The organism is Vibrio sp. AH4 (genome assembly GCF_030710545.1).
In the GTDB taxonomy this organism is placed as follows: Bacteria; Pseudomonadota; Gammaproteobacteria; order Enterobacterales; family Vibrionaceae; genus Vibrio; species Vibrio metoecus.
The window spans coordinates 1301708-1321002 of record NZ_JALAIV010000001.1; the positions used below are offsets into that span (position 1 = coordinate 1301708).

Consider the following 19295-nt stretch of genomic DNA (forward strand, 5'->3'; position numbering starts at 1 on the left):
CATTCGGTACGAGAAAGGTTGATTTTTAAAACTGGGTCAGTTTGGTTATGTTTTTGATTTTTAATGTTATTTTTTACTGTACTGACCCTGTTGTGTTTTTTAATTGTCTTAGTTAACCTTTTTAGAACAGCTATTGATGAAAAAAGCCGCGGATTCCGCGGCTTTTTTATATAGTTATCTCAATTGTTTAATGTAAACTTCTCGCCTCTGAGAAATAGATAGCGGCGCACATAAGGAACGTGGCACAAATGAGGTATACACCGACGTTAAAACTGAGCACTCGGCTTGTTGCGTTTGTGACCATGACGGTGATCAGTGCCATGTTTATTCTGTTCCTCGGTGGTACGTTGTCTTTTCAGCGTCTTGGGCAGGAATACCTTAATCATTATCTGCAGGGAATCGTCGACGTTGTCGACAAAGAGATGGAAGATCCCGATGCGGCATATTCGATGCAGCGTTGGATGCCGAAAATGTTACAGGCCGGTGGGATCATTGAAATGCAGCTTTCGTCGGAGGCTGGAACCGTCTACCGTTTCAAAGATACGGCCAACACCATTGAATCGGCACGCTTATATCAAGTCGCCTTACCCCTCAAACGTAATCCTGATTACGTGATGCATTTTAAAGCCATACCGCCATACCTCAGTTACAACTATTCGTTGCAAGCCATGTGGTCGACCACGTTAGCGGTCTTGCTGATCATCTTTTTCTTATTGCGGGGCTTGAAGTGGCTGAAAGAGCAGCTTTTAGGCTCGGAATTGCTGGAAGAACGTGGACGGATGATCTTAGCTGGCCGCGTTGAGCAACATGCGAAAGGCGATCCTAGAGAGTGGCCGTATACGGCTAGTGAAGCGTTGGATCGCCTGATTGAAGAGTTGCAGGATGCGCGCCAAGAGCGTAGCCGTTTTGACACCTTTATTCGCAGCCAAACCTTTTTAGACCAATTGACTGGTACTGCAAATCGCGTGTTGTACGACAGCAAACTAGAATCGGCATTGTTGGAAAGTGGTGCTCATGGTGGCGTTATGATGCTGCGTTTGGATGATCTCGAATCCACGCGTGAAGAGAGCCCCAAGCGTTTGGTGGACGAGTTTATTATCGAAGTTGGTGAGTGTCTTTCTAATATCGTCCAACGTTATCCAGACGCCATTCTTTCTCGTTACTACGATGATGTATTTGCGCTGTTCATCCCTCATCAGGGCAGTAAAGATGTGGCGCAAGTGGCAACACAAGCGATTAAGCTACTTGAGCGAATTGTGCCCCCGGAGCCGCTTTCGGAAGAAAATTGGTTCCATATTGGTGTCACCATGTATCAAGAGGGGGAGCGGCGTGGGCGCATTATCGATGAAATGGAAACCGCACTAAAAAGTGCACAACTCCAAGGTGTGAATGCGTGGAGTCGTTTCCAAAAGCCAAAGCAGTTACAGGAGGACCGTGGCAGCGTGCGCTGGCGGACTCTATTTGAGCAAGCTTTACGTCCGGATGCGATTTTGTTGTATCGACAGGCTTGCTATCTTCTTAGTGCCAATGGTGAGCGAGAATTTGTGCATTATGAATTGTTTGCACGAATCCAAGATCCGCAACAGGGCATTTTGAAAGCGTCGCGTTTTAGTTCGGCATTAGAAACGGTCGGCTATGAAGCGATGTTAGATCGTGCGGTGTTTGGTTCTGTTGTCAGTTTTCTTAAGCAGGCCGAGCGGATTGAACCTGTCTCGGTTAACTTACACGTTGTCCCGTTTAGTGATAAACGGTATGCTCGCTTTATTCGTAACGAATTGATGCAGATGCCTTTTTATCTTAGAAGTGCATTATCTTTTGAGTTCGCCGAAGCGCATTTGATCAAGCATTTGGATTATATGCGCCCAATTATTCGTATGTTAGCCGGATTGGGCTGCAAAGTCGTGGTCGGGCAGGCGGGACGAACAATTGTTAGCACTCACTATATCAAAGACTTAAAAATCAACTATCTTAAACTTCATCGGAGTTTGATTAAAAAAATCGACCAACGCCACGAGAACCAGTTGTTTGTACGCAGCTTGGTGGGCGTGTGCGGAGGTACACAAACCGAAGTGATTGCGGTAGGGGTTGAGACCGAACAAGAGTGGCAAACCTTACAGATGCTTGGTGTTAAGGGAGTGCAAGGGCGGTTGTTTGATGATGAACAACAAATGCTGCCGCCACAACCTCGCGAACAAACGAAGCTATCCCAGCGTATGTCTTTGATACCCGTCGGTAAACGCAATCGATGGAGAACCAAATAGCCGTGGTTAGAACATGAAAAAAACGAGTTGGATAGAAAAATTGTTTGCCCCTAAGGTTGCCTCTCAGCAGCTCTATGTTGTTGTGCAGCCTGAAAGTTTGTACTTTACGACAGACGATCTGCCCCCGATCCCACCTCAAGCTTTAAACCAACAAAACTGGCAATCCGTGTTAGTACAAACGCTGCAAAAACACGCGATTCATGATGTACAAATCCACCTCGTACTCCATTCTCAGCTTTATCAAGCTTATCAAATTGAGCAACCTAGCGTACCACGTGAAGAGTGGTCAGCCGCTTTGCCTTTTTTACTTAAAGATATGCTCAGTGAGAAAGTGACCGATGTGGTAGCAGATGCTCACCCACTACCGGGCAGTGGCAAAGTTCAAGCCTATGTGATCAGCAAGCGCACCATTTTGGAACTGCAAAGCATGGCGTTAGCGGCGGGGTTAACGCTTGGCCGAATTATTCCAGAGCAAGCGATATGGGGACTGACAGGGGGAGAACTGAGCCATTTCTTATTGCTGCACCGTAGTATGGGTGGCAGCTTTAAGTTAGATGCCTTTGTGGAGCGCCAATGCAGCTTTCAGCGAACACTGCGTGGGATTACGGCTCCGGTGACGGATAATGCGGTGAGTGCTCTGCAGTTGGATAGTTTGGCGTTGGAGTTACAGCGATCGATTGATTATCTCTCTGCTCAGTTAAAAGGCGGCTCTTTACAACAACTTAAAGTGTGTTGTGATGGGGAAGATCGAGAAGCGCTGATTGAAGGGTTGAATGCTCGGCTAAGTGTCCGAGCTTCAGGGTTGGATGGGGAAGCGGCCATTTCCTGCGGTGAACAACTGGCACGTTATGCTCGTAATGTATCGCAAGACACGATCAACTTTTATCCAGACCATTTAAAGCCAAAACAAGAAAAATTCACATTAACCAACCTATTACTGGTCTGGCTAGCGTTAAGTGCCGTGCTGTTGCTAGGGTATGCTGGCGTTGGCTATCAAAATATGGTGAGCCATCAACAACTGCAACAGCAGCAGGATGAGAACCAAACGTTGACGACGCAAGCCACGAGCCTGCGTCAGCAAGCGGCCAATCATCTGCCATCAGCTGGAAAATTAGCGGCGATTGAGCGTTTGAAAAAAGAAATCGTAGCTAAACAGGAAGCCAAACAGGCGATTGGTCAGTTTGATGCCGCGCAGCAAACTGGGTATTCCGGTGTTTTAAATTCATTGGCGCAGTTAGCGCGCAGTGATATCTCTTTAAGCAGTATTACCTTAGATGCGCTTCAACTGAACGTACAAGGGTTAGCTCGTGATCCCGCCGCAATTCCAAACTGGATAAATCAGTTTAAACAAGAACTGCATTTGATGGGCAGAAGCTTCGAACAACTGAAAATTGGTCGTAATGATCAGGATATGATCACCTTTGAATTGAATACCCAGCGAGGGAATCTGAAATGAGATCACGTTGGCAAACGATGGAAAAACAGTTTTCCGCGCTTTCACAGCGTGAAAAAGGGTTGATCGCACTTTGTGGTGTCGTGGTGGTGGTGCTGTCATTGTGGATGGGCTTGATTGAGCCAGCATTGAAGCAAAGTGAAGCGCGCCAATTGCAAGTTCAAACTCTGACTTCTAGTAATCAGTTGTTGCAAGGCGAAATCATGGCGTTGCAAGCAAAGCTCGCAAGAAACCCAGATCAGGAATTGGATGTTGAGTTATCACAGCTGACGCTACACAGTCAGGAGATCTCACTGCAATTGGCAGAGCAGATCACGGCGATGGTGGCACCTTCAGAGATGCCGAATTTATTGGAAAATGTGCTCAGACAGGGTCAACAACTGAAATTGGTATCGCTAGAATCCTTGCCTGCGGAACCTATTGTGCGTTCGAAAGACACCAATATGGAATCGGAATATTATTTGCATCCGGTACGTATGGAGTTCACGGGATCTTACTTCGCCATTCGTGACTATTTGCAAACCTTAGAAGCGTTACCTGTGAAATATTATTGGCGCCGTTTTCAGTATCAAGTGGAAAACTACCCACAGGCTCGGGTGATCCTAGAAGTCTATACTTTGGGCAGTCGAGAGGAGTTTATCGGTGGTTAAACATGCAGCGCTGTTGGCGCTAATCATCGCAACGCACAGTTACGCCAATGTCGACCCAACCGCCCCTTTAGGGTGGGAAAGTCCAACAAAAACCGAGCAAAAAAGAACACCAACTTACCCTGTGCCTGCTCTACAAAGTATTGTGTGTGCGGAGGGTAATCGCTGTTATGCGATTATCGAACAAACCGTGGTAGCGCAAGGGGATGTGGTGAATGGTTATCATGTTACAGCCATCCATCCCGATCAGGTGAAACTCACCCGAGCAGGGAAAGAGTGGCAGTTGGCACTCTTTGCGCTCGATATAAAACAATAAGGTAACAAAGTCTTATGCGTAAAATCGTACTCGCGTCAGTGGTCGCCTCTTTAGTGGGATGCTCAATGGGACACCGTGATCCGGTGGAGGCTAAACAAGCTCTCAACCAAGCCATTAACGAGAAGAGCAGTCGCCAGATTGACCAATTACCGCCGTCAGTGGAAGCGGATTTGATGCCCGATATGGACACGCTTACCGCCAGTGAACCCAAAACCTTGCAGCGTTTTCGCATTCAAGCCAAAGAGGTTGAAGCCAAAGCCTTTTTTACTAGCTTGGTACAGGGAACTGAATACAGCGCCGCGCTTCATCCCGCGGTGACTGGACGCATTACACTTAACCTTACGGATGTCACTTTGGATGAAGCACTTGGCGTTGTGCGTGATTTGTATGGCTTTGATATCGTTAAAGAAGGCAAAGTCATTCAAGTGTATCCAGCGGGGCTTCGCACGGTAACGATTCCGGTCGACTACTTGCAATTTAAGCGTACTGGGCGCTCTTTAACCGCGATTACGACCGGGACGATCACCAATACGGACACCAATAACTCAAATTCAAGTAGTAGCTCTTCATCCAGTAGTAGTAATAGCTCTTCGGATGGATCTTCGAGCAATTCTAATTCCAAAAGAAGCGATGCTCGCGGTGGTACAGAGATTGAAACGACCAACGAAAGTGATTTCTGGCCTCAACTGGAAAAAGCCGTGGCTCAGTTGCTTGGCAGCAGTGGTGGCCAAACGGTCGTGGCTAACCCGCAAGCTGGGGTGCTGACCCTACGCGCTTATCCTGATGAAATTCGTCAGGTTACCGAGTTTTTAGGTATTTCTCAGCAGCGTATGCAGCGCCAAGTGATTTTAGAAGCCAAAATTCTTGAAGTCACACTCAGTGATGGCTATGAGCAAGGGATTAATTGGAGCAAAGCTTTCTCCGCAAATGGAACTAATTACCAGATCGGTACCGGAACGATCGCTCAAGACACCAATGGCAATCCAATCAGCTCTATTTTACCGGGACTCGATGCGATAGGGACGCTATTGGGAGGCCAATCGAATGTGGTGGTTTCTAGCGGCAGTTTTGAGGCCGTACTGAGCTTTATGTCGACACAGGGCGACTTAAATGTGCTCTCAAGCCCACGCGTCACTGCATCTAATAACCAGAAAGCGGTGATTAAAGTCGGTACCGATGAATATTATGTAACGGATTTATCGAGTGTCGTGGGGACTGGCGATAACGCGCAAGCCTCCCCCGACATTACTCTGACCCCTTTCTTCTCTGGTATTTCATTAGATGTGACCCCGCAAATTGACGATAAAGGTAATGTGTTACTGCATGTTCACCCTGCGGTTATCGAAGTGGAGCAACAGACCAAGCGCATCACCTACAACAGCCAGCAAATAGAGCTGCCGTTAGCGAGAAGTTCGATCCGGGAGTCAGACTCAGTGATCCGAGCGAAAGATGGTGATGTGGTGGTGATTGGTGGTTTGATGAAGTCCAACACGGTGGATCGGGTTGCCAAAGTGCCATTTCTTGGCGATGTTCCTGGGCTAGGTCATCTGTTTCGTAACACCTCTAAACAGACTCAAAAAACAGAGTTAGTGATTTTGCTTAAACCGACGGTGGTTGGTGTGAATACGTGGCAAAAAGAGTTGGAGCGTTCGCGCAGCTTGTTGCAAGACTGGTTCCCAGAAAGCAAGTAAATGTATGTATTTATCGCACTTTGGTCTGGAGCAACTTCCTTTTCACTTAACCCCAGATACCGAACTGTTTCTGGGGTTAGCCCCACATTTTGAGGCCATTCAAACCTTAAGTGCGGCGATAGAAATGGGAGAGGGAGTGACAAAGCTGACCGGTGAAGTGGGGACGGGGAAGACCATGGTGTGTCGGATGTTGCTCACTCACCTCGGTGATGAGGTGGCACTGATTTATTTGCCCAATCCCATGCTCAGTGGCGAAGAGTTACGGCAGGCGGTGGCAGCCGAATTGCAGCTTGAAGTGGTTTCAGCGGTGCGAATTGTTGAGCAGATCCAAACACGATTGATTGAGCTGCATCAGCAAGGTAAACGAATTGTGGCTTTGGTGGATGAAGCGCAGGCACTTTCTGATGAGGCGTTAGAAACGCTGAGACTATTTGGTAACTTGGAAACCGAGCAGACTAAGTTGTTACAGATCGTTCTGATTGGCCAGCCTGAATTAGATGCAAGGTTAGCACAACATCATCTACGCCAGTTTCGGCAGCGGATCACCTTCAATGCGCATTTACGCCCACTGAGCCAAGCTGAAACGGAAGTGTACATTGAGAGCCGTTTAAACAAAGCGAAAGCGCCTTATCCCCTGTTTAATCCGGCGCTGAAGAAAGCCGTATGGCGGGCATCACAAGGGATCCCGCGTTTGATCAACCAAATATGTCATAAGGCTCTGTTACTGGCTTGGCACGAACAAAGCCCGTTGATTAATCAGCATCACCTGTTTGCCGCGATTCATGATACCTATGACAGCTGCAAACCCAGATTTAAAACCCCAGTATTGTGGGGATGGAGTAAGCCATGAGTGCGGTGAATCAAGCATTGGCCAAAAGCGCCAAACCCAATCACTCTCGTCTATCGAGCATTGAACGGATTGAGGTTGCTCCTTCTAAAGCACGTCCCGCTTGGCTATGGGCGGTGTTGGGCTTCGGTATCAGTTTAGCCGTTGGTGGTTGGTCAGTCTCTTTACAAGCCCCTGCCGTATCTCAAACGGCAACCACTATGGTGGTGCAGGAGGATCTTCCATCTCCAACGCAAAAAACCACGCAGCAAGCCGTTGCCTTATATACCGCGCCTATCAAAAGTGAGCCCATCGCACAGGTGCAAGCCAAACCGCAACCGATCGCTCAGCTTGAAACGACGTTGACGGTAGCTAAACCGGAGCCTGAGCTGACCTTAGCGACAAATGTTCAAGCGCCGCTATCAGCCGATGAAGAGGAAGTCCTCCCGGCAACTCAGCCTGTGATGATTGTGGAACAGGTGGCACTCACGCCGGAACAGTTGGCACAAAAGGCATTACAACGAGCACAAAAAGCCATGGAAAGTAACGATTTCCAAGCTGCTGTGAATGCTTATGGTGAAGCGCTACGCTATACCCCAGAAGACGAATTAACCCGACAAAAACTGGCGGCACTTTATTATGGCAAGGGGGATGGGCGAAAAGCGTTTGATTTGATGCAGGCGGGGATTGAACGTAATCCGGATGGGGAAGTGCTGCGCCTTGCGCTTGCCAAGTTACTGGCTAGAGAAAAACAAGATGCTGCCGCATTAGTGCCATTAGCCTATTTGCCTCACCAGCCCACCGTCGAATACTTATCGCTACGTGCAGCACTGGCACAAAAAACGAAGCAAGATGCAATGGCTTTACAAAGCTATCAGTTGTTGACTGAACAAGAACCCAATAACGGCCGTTGGTGGCTCGGATTGGCCATTCAACAAGAGCGCGCTCTGCAATGGCCGGCCGCACAGCAGGCGTATCAGCAAGCCTTGAACAACGTTGGACTTTCCAGCCAATCCCAAGCCTTTATCCAACAGCGCCTGCAATTACTGACCAGTTTACAGGAGACACAAAGTGCCAATTAATAAACTGCGTAAGCGTCTGGGTGATTTGTTGGTTGAAGAAGGCATCGTCAGTGAAGCGCAACTTGAACAAGCTCTGAATACCCAGAAAAATACAGGGCGTCGCTTAGGGGATACCTTGATTTCACTGGGCTTTCTTAGTGAAAACCAGCTACTGAACTTTTTGGCGCAACAGCTCGGTTTACCGGTGATTGACTTGAGCAGAGCGAATGTGGATATCGATGCAGTCCCGCTGTTGCCTGAAGTTCACGCCCGCCGCTTACGAGCCTTGGTGATTGGACGCAGTGGCGATATTTTGCGTATCGCGATGAGCGATCCTGCGGATCTTTTCGCACAAGAAGCGCTGCTTAACCAACTGCCCGAGTATGGTTTTGAGTTTGTGATTGCGCCCGAAAAGCAGCTAGTGGATGGTTTTGATCGCTACTATCGCCGCACCAAAGAGATCGTCTCGTTTGCTGAGCAGTTGCATGCCGAACACAAAACCAACGACAGCTTCGACTTTGAGATCACGGATTCAGACAGTGATGAAGTGACGGTAGTTAAGCTGATTAACTCGTTGTTTGAAGATGCGATTCAGGTCGGAGCGTCTGATATTCATATCGAACCCGATGCCAACGTATTGCGTTTGCGCCAGCGGATTGATGGTGTGTTGCATGAAACCTTACTGCATGAAGTGAATATTGCTTCAGCATTAGTGCTGCGTTTAAAACTGATGGCGAATCTGGATATTTCGGAAAAACGGATGCCGCAAGATGGTCGATTTAACATTCGAGTCAAAGGCCAGTCGGTTGATATCCGGATGTCAACGATGCCGATCCAACATGGCGAATCGGTGGTGATGCGTTTGCTTAACCAATCCACAGGCGTTCGTAAATTAGAAGAATCCGGGATCCCGCCACACTTATTAGTACGTCTTCGTCAGCAACTTAAGCGTCCACATGGCATGATTTTGGTTACCGGTCCAACAGGCTCGGGAAAAACCACCACCTTGTATGGGGCATTGAGTGAGCTCAATACCTCCGGCAAAAAAATCATCACCGCCGAAGACCCGGTCGAATATCGTATTTCTCGGGTTAACCAAGTTCAGGTGAATCCTAAAATTAATCTCGATTTTTCCACCTTACTACGAACTTTCTTACGGCAAGACCCCGACATCATTCTGGTGGGGGAGATGCGCGATCAGGAAACGGTGGAAATCGGCTTGCGGGCGGCATTAACTGGCCACTTAGTTCTGAGCACCTTACACACCAATGATGCCGTGGACAGCGCACTGCGTTTGATCGATATGGGGGCGCCGGGGTATCTGGTGGCGAGTGCGGTACGTGCTGTGGTGGCACAACGACTCGTGCGTAAAGTGTGCCCTGATTGCAGTAGTCATGATGCCGTTGATGAAGCACGCCGACAGTGGCTTGTCACTCGTTTCCCAAACCAAGTTTCTGCCACTTTCATGCGCGGGCGCGGTTGCCAAAACTGCAATTTGACCGGTTATCGCGGTCGAATTGGGGTATTTGAAATGCTTGAGTTGGATCAGCCGATGATGGATTGTTTACGCGCCAATGATGCCGTCGCCTTTTCGCAAGCAGCACGTCGTAATTCGGATTATAAACCGTTGCTTGCCTCTGCGATGGAGCTGGCGTTGCAAGGGGTTGTGAGCCTTGATGAAGTCATGTCGTTGGGTGAAGGAGACTCTTCCGGTCTTGTTGAGCCGATTTATCTGTAGGAGTAAGCATGGCGACTTTTTATTATCAAGGGCGTAATGCGGATGGAAGTAAAGCCTCCGGATTGGTTGAGGCCGCGAGCGAAGAGTTAGCCGCTGATATGTTACTCAATAAAGGTATCGTGCCGACCTCTATTGCGCAGGGCGGTTCCTCGAAAAGTAGTTGGAATGTCAATTGGCAAGCTTGGCTGACACCGTCCGTTCCCCTAGAGGTTTTAGTGATATTTTGTCGGCAGATGTTTAGTTTGACCAAAGCCGGGGTTCCTTTGCTGCGTTCAATGCGTGGTTTAACCCAAAATTGTCATAATAAACAACTGAAAGCGGCGTTAGAGTCAGTGTGTAATGAGTTAACCAATGGGCGCAACCTTTCCGCTTCGATGCAGATGCATCCTGGGGTATTTAGCCCATTATTCGTTTCCATGATTCAGGTTGGTGAGAACACGGGGCGTTTAGATCAGGCCTTATTACAACTGGCTAATTATTACGAACAAGAAGTTGAAACGCGCAAGCGGATCAAAACGGCGATGCGTTACCCCACCTTTGTCATTAGCTTTGTGGTGATGGCGATGTTTATTCTCAACGTCAAAGTGATCCCACAATTTACCAGCATGTTCAGTCGTTTTGGGGTCGACTTGCCATTACCCACCCGAATTTTGATCGCCACTTCCGATTTTTTTGTTAATTACTGGGGCTTGCTGCTCGGGGTGATGGTGGGCCTGTTTTTTGCCTTTCGGGCGTGGATAAACACCACTGATGGGCGGATCAAGTGGGATCATTTACGACTGCGTATGCCGATTGTTGGCGGCATTGTGAACCGTGCTCAGTTATCTCGTTTTTCTCGGACGTTTTCACTGATGCTTTCAGCGGGTGTCCCGCTTAACCAATCTTTAGCGCTGTCTGCGGAGGCGATTGATAATAAGTTTCTTGAGCAGCGCATTTTGGAAATGAAAAGCCAGATTGAATCGGGGGTCTCCATTTCAACCACGGCAGTGAATGCAAAAATTTTCACCCCTTTAGTCATTCAAATGGTGAGCGTAGGGGAAGAGACGGGGCGAATTGATGAGCTTTTATTAGAGGTCTCAGATTTCTATGATCGTGAAGTGGATTATGATTTAAAAACGCTCACTGCACGTATTGAACCTGTTTTGTTGGTATTTGTTGCGGCAATGGTATTGGTGCTGGCTCTGGGTATCTTCTTGCCGATGTGGGGCATGATGGATGCCCTTAAAGGTCGCTAATGAAAAGCGGTTTTGAGCGAGCTCGTTTTGCGGTTTGGGTGTTGTTAGTGTTGGTTTTGATCAGCGCTCTTTTTTCGGTTTGGCGTTCCATGTCGCGAGAAACGATGCAGACCGCCATCGAGGTCACTAAGCAACGCATGGCAGAGCGCGCCAACACTTACAAGCAAGAATGGGTGTTGCAAGGGCGTCCGGAACAACTACGATTTGAACAGGATCGGGTTTTTATGCAGAACGGGTGGGTTTTTCCCAAGGTCGATCAAGGAGTTGACTGTGAAAAAGTGCTAGTTTTGCTCTATCCTGATCGTAAGGTGCTCGACTGGTTGCCTAAAGTGACGAGTATCAATTTGGCTAATGGTTATCGTTGCGACTATCAGTATAGCGAGATAGCTCAGATTGAAGTGGAATTGAAAGACCGTTTTTTTGCGGTGAATGTCAGATTTTTAATGTGAGAATTTTCTGACACTTTAGCGACATCAAAGCCCCAAAACGGCGTATAATGCACGCCATACGTTAGGTAAGTGAGTCAAATATATGAAGAAAATGCAGCAAGGCTTTTCGTTGGTCGAATTAGTGATTGTCATCGTAGTCGTTGGGCTACTTGCGGTTGCCGCGTTGCCCCGTTTTCTCGATGTGACTGATGAAGCGAAAAAAGCCAGCATCGAAGGCGTTGCTGGGGGTTTTGCCACTGGGGTACTTTCAGCACGAGCACAGTGGGAAGCGCAAGCTAGACCCACCGCCAATCAGTACCCGTCAATCAACTATGATGGTGTGGATTTCTGGTTAACGACCTCAGATACCAGCGGGTATCGCGATGGTTACCCTCTAGGACTGAACACGGATAACACGACTTATCCTTCAAGTCTTTCTGATCAAGCTTGTATTGATTTGATGGAGAATTTACTACAAAACCCACCGCAAGTCGGCACGGTGACACAAGCTGCTAGCAGTTCAGATTATAAGTATTCGGCGAAAGCGGATGCGGGCGCTGCCACCTGTACTTATGTGCAGAATGAAAAAGGCAGCCAACATGAGTTTGTTTACGAAGTCAAAACTGGTCGCGTGACCGTTACCTTGCAGTAATTCTGCGTATTCACATTGAAAGAGAGAAAGTAATAATGAAAAGACAAGGCGGTTTTACCCTGATTGAATTGGTAGTGGTGATTGTCATTCTCGGTATTTTGGCAGTGACGGCTGCTCCACGTTTCTTAAACCTGCAAGGGGATGCGCGAGAAGCGTCACTGCAAGGCTTAAAAGGAGCAATGCAAGGTGCAGCAGGTATCGTTTACGGCCGAGCTGCATTAGATGGAAAAGAAGGATTTGCAACTGGGCAGGAAGTAACAATCGGCAGTGATGATGTGGCTCTTGTTTGGGGTTACCCAGCTGCCAATGCTAATGGTATTGGCTTGGCTGTTTCAGGATTAAATTCAGATTGGTCTGTTGTTGCATCAAGTGCTACAGCAGGTTCTGAGTCGATATCATATAGCTTTAAAAATGGTGTTACTGGTGCTAATGCAACTAAATGCTCTGTAACATACTCACTGTTTACAACAGTGAGTAATGCTCAACCTACAATCTCAGTTAGCGAATGTGACTGATTTTAAAGGCCAGCTTGTCTGGCCTTTGTTCTCTAACGGCTTGAGCTAGATTTGTTCGCCATGCGGCAAAGCAGTATTGAGTTGTCTCAGGGTAAAACACAAGGTTTTACCCTTATCGAACTGGTAGTGGTGATTATCCTACTAGGGATAGTTTCTGCTTATGCGGCAAGCCGTTTTCTTGGTCCGTCTTCTTTTGCGGTCATTACGACACAAAGTGAAGTATTGGCATCATTGCGTTTAACTCAAAGCCGTGCAATGCAGCGAACAGGCTACTGCAATCGCTGGTTACTGACGAGCACAGCCGCCATTCAAGTTTCTCCGCAAGTTATGCAAGAAAATTGCCTCACTGCTTTTCCTAGTAATACCTCAGATCCTTCGATGGTGGATGCCGCCGCCAGCGGAGTCAGCCTCTCTTTGAGTGGGAGTGGTGGCCAATCTTTTCTGGATTTTGACCGTTTAGGTCGCGCCACTCAATGTGTTGCTACGGGTTGTGTTGTGCGCATCGGTAGTGTGACGAATAACGACGCCCGCCAAGTCTGTGTGAACACCGAAGGGTATATCTATGCCTGTTAACTCTCCCAACCTATCACGTGGTTTTACGCTGATTGAAATGGTGATCGTTATTGTGGTGCTTGGGATTGCTTTGGTTGGCGTGACGACGGCACTGTACCCGCGATCCAAACAAACGGCAGAACAAGTGATGGCGGTTAAAGCCGCAGAGTTAGGCCGAGCGGTGTTGGATGAGATTCTTGGTCGGCAGTTTGATGAACAATCAGGGCCTAACGGTGGATTACCGGAGTGCGTGATTGTTGCTGTGTCTGGTCGTCAAGATTGCACCGCTCCCTCCGCACTTGGCAAAGAGGGCATACTGAGTAATACCGAATACAACGATGTCGATGATTACATTACATCGACTCCCATTTCTGTCACCGATGTATTGGGGAATGATCTTTCGAGCGAATATCATCGCTTTTCTGTCGCTATCCAAGTGTTTTATGAGACGGATAATAGCGGGCAGTTTTCCGCAACGCCGGCTTCAGTGGCTACCCACTATAAGCGGATTGCGATTGTGATTTATGATCCGCAAGGTAATGCCTATCCATTTGCTGCCATAAAAGGGAACTACTAATGAGTCGTGGTTTTACCCTGATTGAAATGGTGATCACCATTATTCTACTCGGCATCGTTGGTCTGTTCTTGGGCAATATTCTGGGGCAAGCGATGGGGATTTACGCTGATACCTCTGCGCGTGAAGCACTTATTCAACAAGGTCGATTTATCACAGAGCGTATGAGCCGAGAATTGCGTGAAGCCGTTCCCAATAGTGTGATGGTTGCCAACGGCTGTATTGAGTTTCTGCCGATTGTGAATAGTGCGATCTATCAATCCTTTCCTACAACCAGTATTAATCAATTTCGGGTATTGCCCGTGAATAAACAAATTAATGCGGGAGAGCGTTTGGTGATTTCTCCTCTATCAGCACAAGATCTGCGAGAAGAATTGTTACCGGCGGCTGGGCAAATTGCTGAAGTGGCGAGTGCAGTGGATTTTTCAGAACCTTTGAAGATGGTGGACGTTCCTTTAGTGCAATCCACCTTGTTTACTCGCCAATCCCCAGCTAATCGCGCATATTTTTATCAATCACCGGTCGCCTATTGTTATGAGGAAGGCAGCCGCATATACCGTTATGCCAATTATGCGTTAAACCGAACGTTATTGGCTCCTGCTTATTTAGGTAACGAACGGGTGTTAATGGCAGAGAATTTAAGTGCGGCAAATTTTGCGGTGCTGCCTGCCCAGTTGCAGCGCAATGGACTCATTAAAATAGAACTCACCTTTGCCGCTCAAGGTGAAACAGTAAGGTTTGATCATGATGCCTTGGTCTACAATACGCCGTAAGCAGCAGGGCAATGCCTTGATTCTGGTGGTTTTTCTTATCGTTGTTGTCGGGTTTGTCGCGCTAGTGGCTAACCGAAATCAAGAGCGTAATAGCCAACATCTGGTGTCTATGGTGCTCGGTACTCGCGCAGAAATGGCAGCACGTTCAGCGCTCAATATTGAACTGAGCCGTTTTTATCAAACCACGACAGAAGGCAGTTGCCATACTAATGCCCAACAAAATATGGGCTTTGATGGGCAAGGATTATCTCAGTGCGAAGCCAGCGTTATATGCAATAATTTAGGTATGTTAGACAGTGGTGAACAGGTTTATCAGTTAAAAGCGTCAGGTCGCTGCCAAATAGGAGACTGGACACTACAACGCGTTGTTGAAGTAGGAGTAAGAAGTGAAAATTAAACTATACACGTTGTTGTTACTCTTGTTCGCTTACTCAATGCCTGCGTTTGCCGTACCTTTGTGTTCCGATATTTTTACCGACCCGCCGAGCCAAAATCACTCTCCTTATGGGCTAGTTCCCCCTTCTAATTTGCCGAGCCTGGGAGATCTGAACTGCAATGGAAGCAACTGTGGCGTCTGGGCTCCCGGGGACTACCAATACAACTCAGGCACGCTGTCAGGCTACGCAGTTTCGGTGGCTTCCGGCAAAACCGCGCGCTTATATTTCAATACACTCACGATCAATGATAACACCTACCTTAATACCTCTGGTGACGCAGAAAATCTGATTATTTATGTTGCTGGATCATTAGTGCTGAATGGCAATTTACATATCAACGGAATTTTGTATGTAGCGGGTTCGGTAACGATTTCTGCCAATTCCACTATTACGGGCGCCATTGCGACGGGAGGCGGACTAGCCAATTCAGGAAGCACCGTAGTGGATCTTGAGGCGGTGGAGCTTGCCGACTTCAATGGTATGTGTCAAGGCGATAAGTTAGTGGCGCGCTATCATCTCGATGAGTCGGCATGGGCCGGTAATACGGGAGAAGTGAAGAATACGGTAGCGAATGCTTTACACGGTGTGGCGGTTAACGGGGCAAATACGGCCAATCAAACACCAGCCTTACCGGCTGATATCGATTCAAACGGTACATGTGGTTACGGTGTTTTTAATCAGTCCCAAGCGCAGTACGTGAATATTCCGAATGACTCGGCATTGAATTTTAAAGATGCGTTTACGATTTCAGTTTGGGTTTACCCCAAGAGTTACCCGAACTCAGATATCATGACCATCATTTCTAAAGATGGTAACTATGAATTTCACTTAGATAGCCAAGGTCGCGTGTATTGGTATTGGGAAAGAGATACCGGAGCGGCTTTAACGCTCACCTCCACGGCATCCATCCCTCGCAATCAGTGGTCACATATTGCGATTCGTTATGACCGTTATCGCGGCAGTGAGCGGCAAGCTATTTTTATTAACGGCCAACTGAATAAATCCGCTAACACGAATTATGTGCTGTTGAACAATAACCTTCCGTTGCAAATAGGAACGGATTTAAGTTCTGCTTCACGGGCGTTTAATGGATATATTGATGAGCTGTCGATATACGGTTCTGGCTTATCTAATTCAAAAATCGCACAGCTTGCTCAACTCCGGCATTCTTGTCAGCAATCTGGTTTGCAGTGTTTTTCAGACGACTTTTCTTCACCTAGCCTTAGCGATCAATGGCGAGTCTTTAAAAGTAGTGGAACCTTTACCCCTTCTATTGTGAGTCAACGTTTACGTCTCACCGAGGCGAGAGTGAATCAAGCGACGGCTTCGACATTCCAACGTATCTTTCCTGCTGCAGGAAACCGCGTCGAGCTTGAGTTCGATTATTTTGCGTATGGGGGAAATGGTGCGGACGGGATTGCGATTGTATTCTCTGATGCCCAAGTTACTCCACAAGTGGGGGCTTTTGGGGGGCCGCTGGGTTACGGTTATAAGAATAATGAGCAAAAACCCGGTTTTGCAGGCGGTTGGCTAGGTATTGGTTTAGACGAGTACGGGAATTACTCGATCGAAGGGGGAGGAAATGGCCCTGGGGCGAGACGTCAGTCGGTTGTTTTGCGTGGCTCTGGGGCTGGGTATTCTGGATACAATTATTTAGCCGGAACCTGTGCGAATGGCACGGCGATGAATCCGAATGGTACTTGCTTGAGCCCAGCAGTTGATGGGACGAATGGTAGCCCCCAGCACCGTTATCAGATCATTATTGACTCAACACAAGCGTCAACCTCGATGGTGACAGTAAGGCGTAAAATTGGCACTGGTGCTTGGAGTAACTTGATTGGCCCTTTGAATGTGATGAACTTTCAGGGACAGGAATCTGTCCCCAACGAGTTAATCATGTCCATTACTGGCTCGACGGGGTCTTACACCAACTATCATGAAATTGATAATTTCCAAGTGTGCGCGCTTAATTCAAGACCCGTAGGCGAACAAATTAACCATTTTCGACTGATATTACCAAGCAATGGGCTTACATGTGGTGCCAGTGATGTGGTGATTCAAGCCTGTGCAGATGCCAGTTGTAGCTCGTTATTTGCTGATCCTGTCAGCGCAAATTTAGTCCCAGCCTCAACACCGAATGCCGATGGTGGCTGGGTTGGTGGGTATAACGCATCACTGACTAACGGTGTGGGTACCAAACAGCTGCGCCGTAATACCGCCGGACGAGTCACTGTCGATATTTCGGGCTCAACCCCGACAGCACAGGCTTATAATGAAAATTTATGTAGTCGAACAGGGGCTGCGGGTTCATTTTCAAAAAGTAACTGCTACATCGACTTCGCCGACAGCGGCTTTATTGTCGATGTACCCAATGCTTATGCCAACCAAACGGTCACGGCTACCCTAAAAGCGGTGCGCAAAGATAATGCTTCACAACAATGCTTACCAAGTTTTGGCAATGTCCAAAAATCAGTGGCGTTTTGGAGTGAATACCTCAATCCGACGGCCAATAATAGTGGATTCCAATCCGTCACTGTGGGGGTAAATGGAACACCAATTGGTCAGTCTGCAAATAACGCGACCTCGATAAGTTTGAACTTTAATCAAAATGGTGAGGCGAGTTTCCCGATCTCTTATAGTGAAGTGGGTAATTTAGCTCTGCATGCTCGTTTCACGGGCAGTGGTGATGAGCAAGATCTGCTTCTCGAAGGGCAAGATAGTTTTATCCGTGTTCCAAGAGCATTGGTTTTGAGTGCGAAAAGCTTTTATAACAGTGATGGCAAATGCTCTGCGGCGGATATGAGTTGTAATGTTTTTGCGAGAGCGGATGAAAACTTTGATCTGAATATCCAAGCGGTTGCCGCCGAACCGGTTGAAGATAATGACTTCACTAATAATTTAACGGTTAACAACTACCAGCAGCAAAATCTCACCCTGCAACATGCGCTCGTGCAACCAGCAACGGGTGTGGCCGGCAATATCGGTACGGAAAGTTATGATCATGAGATTGGTGCGATGACGACAGTGGCACAAAAAGTGAGTGAAGTCGGGGTGTTCGATTTCTCTTTGGTCGCTCCAACTCATTATCTTGGTCTTGATTTAGCGAGTGCCAATCTACCGATTGCCGTTTCATCTACCGGTTCCATTGGGCGCTTTATTCCCGCTTACTTTGCGGTATCGCCGATGACAGTGTCCTTAGATGCGGCATGTAAAACGGGCAATGCTTTTAGTTATCTAGGGCAGCCGTTCGAGTATTCCAATAGTCCGGGACTCTATTTACAGCCTAAATCCGCCAATAATGCGGATACGCAAAACTATCTCATCGGCTTTTGGTGGCGTTATAACAATCAATGGAGTGGTCGTACTTACAGTGATAGCGCAAACGGTGTGAATCTTGGTTTCGATAATCAGCAGACTTCGCCCGTCAGCCGACAGGCATCAAACAACAGTGGCATTGTCTTAAATGGGGAAAAGGTGTGGTATCAAAAACCGTTACAACCTAAAGCCGTGTTTAATGCTGCGTTTGATTTGACGTTGAATGCCTCGAACTTAACGGATCAGGATGGGGTTTGTTATCGGCAAAATGCCGCATCCCCTTGTTTGGGATATACGTTTTCACACATTGATGGGGCCATGCCGCTGTATTGGGGCAAATTAGTTATTCAAGATGTGTATGGACCAGAAACTCAACCGTTGGATCAGCCGATCTACATTGAGCATTACACAACGAATGGTTTTGTACGCACCACAGACGATAGTTGCACAGGGTTACCGGATATCACGGGCTTTACGTTGCCATCAAGCGACTATACGGTGCTGACTTCAGGCGTTCCTGTTCCACCGCAAATATTGGCTGAGCATCCTAGTGCTACGTTGAGCCGAGGTCAGAGTGCGATTCGCTTTAGTGCGCCGGGAGCGGGTGCTCGTGGGGTGATTGACTCGGTGTTGGATCTCAATGCGCACAACTTACTGTGGCTCGCTGAAGACAAAGATGGTGACGGCAGCTTTGATCAAACCACCCAAGGTCGAGTGCAATTTGGTTTGTACCGTGGCAGTGATCGGGTGATCTGGTGGCGCGAATCAAATTAATGACTAAGCACTCAATGGATCCCGATTTCTCTCATTCCGTTAGATAA

Annotated in this window: 17 protein-coding genes; all 17 read left to right on the forward strand. The window is 47.7% G+C overall.

The genetic code is table 11. The annotated features are described in order from the left end of the window. The first annotated feature begins 248 nt into the window (after positions 1 to 248). The 17 genes from csrD (at position 249) to MKA69_RS06260 (ending at position 19248) form a co-directional block, all read left to right on the forward strand. On the forward strand, positions 249 to 2261 hold the full coding sequence (csrD, locus tag MKA69_RS06180) for an RNase E specificity factor CsrD (RefSeq protein ID WP_055028971.1): 2013 nt from the start codon (positions 249 to 251) through the stop codon (positions 2259 to 2261). 13 nt (positions 2262 to 2274) lie between these two features. After that, on the forward strand, positions 2275 to 3717 hold the full coding sequence (locus MKA69_RS06185; protein WP_055043592.1) for a PilN domain-containing protein: 1443 nt from the start codon (positions 2275 to 2277) through the stop codon (positions 3715 to 3717). Next, complete coding sequence (gene gspM / locus MKA69_RS06190) at positions 3714 to 4364, forward strand: type II secretion system protein GspM (protein WP_095475902.1); 651 nt, start codon at positions 3714 to 3716, stop codon at positions 4362 to 4364. The genes MKA69_RS06185 and gspM overlap by 4 nt, the downstream gene beginning before the upstream one ends. 13 nt (positions 4365 to 4377) lie before the next feature. Continuing rightward, a complete protein-coding gene (locus MKA69_RS06195; protein ID WP_081018414.1) occupies positions 4378 to 4677 on the forward strand; it encodes an MSHA biogenesis protein MshK in 300 nt (99 codons plus the stop codon). 14 nt (positions 4678 to 4691) lie between these two features. Continuing rightward, complete coding sequence (mshL, locus tag MKA69_RS06200) at positions 4692 to 6368, forward strand: pilus (MSHA type) biogenesis protein MshL (protein WP_305847695.1); 1677 nt, start codon at positions 4692 to 4694, stop codon at positions 6366 to 6368. A 4-nt stretch (positions 6369 to 6372) separates the two neighbouring features. Next, complete coding sequence (locus MKA69_RS06205) at positions 6373 to 7218, forward strand: ExeA family protein (RefSeq protein WP_000281365.1); 846 nt, start codon at positions 6373 to 6375, stop codon at positions 7216 to 7218. Beyond that, positions 7215 to 8276 (forward strand): M48 family metallopeptidase, encoded by a 1062-nt coding sequence (locus MKA69_RS06210; RefSeq protein WP_305847696.1) that lies wholly within the window; start codon positions 7215 to 7217, stop codon positions 8274 to 8276. Before MKA69_RS06205 ends, MKA69_RS06210 begins: the two co-directional genes overlap by 4 nt. Then, the gene (locus tag MKA69_RS06215) at positions 8266 to 9993 is read left to right on the forward strand and encodes a GspE/PulE family protein (RefSeq protein WP_055028221.1); all 1728 of its coding nucleotides are present in this window, start codon (positions 8266 to 8268) and stop codon (positions 9991 to 9993) included. Before MKA69_RS06210 ends, MKA69_RS06215 begins: the two co-directional genes overlap by 11 nt. 8 nt (positions 9994 to 10001) lie before the next feature. Continuing rightward, positions 10002 to 11228, forward strand: a complete 1227-nt coding sequence (locus MKA69_RS06220) for a type II secretion system F family protein (RefSeq protein WP_000190440.1) — start codon at positions 10002 to 10004, stop codon at positions 11226 to 11228. Next, complete coding sequence (locus MKA69_RS06225; RefSeq protein WP_000834930.1) at positions 11228 to 11677, forward strand: hypothetical protein; 450 nt, start codon at positions 11228 to 11230, stop codon at positions 11675 to 11677. The genes MKA69_RS06220 and MKA69_RS06225 overlap by 1 nt, the downstream gene beginning before the upstream one ends. Positions 11678 to 11759: 82 nt before the next feature. After that, entirely contained in the window at positions 11760 to 12308 is a 549-nt protein-coding gene (locus tag MKA69_RS06230; RefSeq protein ID WP_000738705.1) for a prepilin-type N-terminal cleavage/methylation domain-containing protein, read from the forward strand. A 35-nt stretch (positions 12309 to 12343) separates the two neighbouring features. Beyond that, positions 12344 to 12823, forward strand: coding sequence for a type II secretion system protein (locus MKA69_RS06235; RefSeq protein ID WP_095475905.1), 480 nt, complete (start codon positions 12344 to 12346; stop codon positions 12821 to 12823). A 60-nt stretch (positions 12824 to 12883) separates the two neighbouring features. Then, entirely contained in the window at positions 12884 to 13396 is a 513-nt protein-coding gene (locus MKA69_RS06240) for a Tfp pilus assembly protein FimT/FimU (protein ID WP_095475906.1), read from the forward strand. Continuing rightward, entirely contained in the window at positions 13386 to 13952 is a 567-nt protein-coding gene (locus tag MKA69_RS06245) for a prepilin-type N-terminal cleavage/methylation domain-containing protein (RefSeq protein ID WP_001145021.1), read from the forward strand. Before MKA69_RS06240 ends, MKA69_RS06245 begins: the two co-directional genes overlap by 11 nt. Then, positions 13952 to 14722 (forward strand): PilW family protein, encoded by a 771-nt coding sequence (locus tag MKA69_RS06250; RefSeq protein ID WP_000086318.1) that lies wholly within the window; start codon positions 13952 to 13954, stop codon positions 14720 to 14722. Before MKA69_RS06245 ends, MKA69_RS06250 begins: the two co-directional genes overlap by 1 nt. Then, positions 14694 to 15119, forward strand: coding sequence for an MSHA biogenesis protein MshP (locus MKA69_RS06255; protein WP_162232753.1), 426 nt, complete (start codon positions 14694 to 14696; stop codon positions 15117 to 15119). The genes MKA69_RS06250 and MKA69_RS06255 overlap by 29 nt, the downstream gene beginning before the upstream one ends. After that, positions 15109 to 19248, forward strand: coding sequence for a DUF6701 domain-containing protein (locus MKA69_RS06260; protein ID WP_305847697.1), 4140 nt, complete (start codon positions 15109 to 15111; stop codon positions 19246 to 19248). Before MKA69_RS06255 ends, MKA69_RS06260 begins: the two co-directional genes overlap by 11 nt. The last annotated feature ends 47 nt before the right edge of the window (positions 19249 to 19295 follow it).

Excerpts from the sequence above, each read along its gene's own strand:
- MKA69_RS06220 (WP_000190440.1), top strand. The coding sequence starts at position 10,002 with ATGGCGACTTTTTATTATCAAGGGCGTAATGCGGATGGAAGTAAAGCC.
- mshL (WP_305847695.1), top strand. The coding sequence starts at position 4,692 with ATGCGTAAAATCGTACTCGCGTCAGTGGTCGCCTCTTTAGTGGGATGC.
- MKA69_RS06245 (WP_001145021.1), top strand. The coding sequence starts at position 13,386 with ATGCCTGTTAACTCTCCCAACCTATCACGTGGTTTTACGCTGATTGAA.
- csrD (WP_055028971.1), top strand. The coding sequence starts at position 249 with ATGAGGTATACACCGACGTTAAAACTGAGCACTCGGCTTGTTGCGTTT.
- MKA69_RS06225 (WP_000834930.1), top strand. The coding sequence starts at position 11,228 with ATGAAAAGCGGTTTTGAGCGAGCTCGTTTTGCGGTTTGGGTGTTGTTA.
- MKA69_RS06235 (WP_095475905.1), top strand. The coding sequence starts at position 12,344 with ATGAAAAGACAAGGCGGTTTTACCCTGATTGAATTGGTAGTGGTGATT.
- MKA69_RS06185 (WP_055043592.1), top strand. The coding sequence starts at position 2,275 with ATGAAAAAAACGAGTTGGATAGAAAAATTGTTTGCCCCTAAGGTTGCC.
- MKA69_RS06230 (WP_000738705.1), top strand. The coding sequence starts at position 11,760 with ATGAAGAAAATGCAGCAAGGCTTTTCGTTGGTCGAATTAGTGATTGTC.
- MKA69_RS06240 (WP_095475906.1), top strand. The coding sequence starts at position 12,884 with ATGCGGCAAAGCAGTATTGAGTTGTCTCAGGGTAAAACACAAGGTTTT.
- MKA69_RS06205 (WP_000281365.1), top strand. The coding sequence starts at position 6,373 with ATGTATTTATCGCACTTTGGTCTGGAGCAACTTCCTTTTCACTTAACC.
- gspM (WP_095475902.1), top strand. The coding sequence starts at position 3,714 with ATGAGATCACGTTGGCAAACGATGGAAAAACAGTTTTCCGCGCTTTCA.
- MKA69_RS06255 (WP_162232753.1), top strand. The coding sequence starts at position 14,694 with ATGATGCCTTGGTCTACAATACGCCGTAAGCAGCAGGGCAATGCCTTG.
- MKA69_RS06210 (WP_305847696.1), top strand. The coding sequence starts at position 7,215 with ATGAGTGCGGTGAATCAAGCATTGGCCAAAAGCGCCAAACCCAATCAC.
- MKA69_RS06250 (WP_000086318.1), top strand. The coding sequence starts at position 13,952 with ATGAGTCGTGGTTTTACCCTGATTGAAATGGTGATCACCATTATTCTA.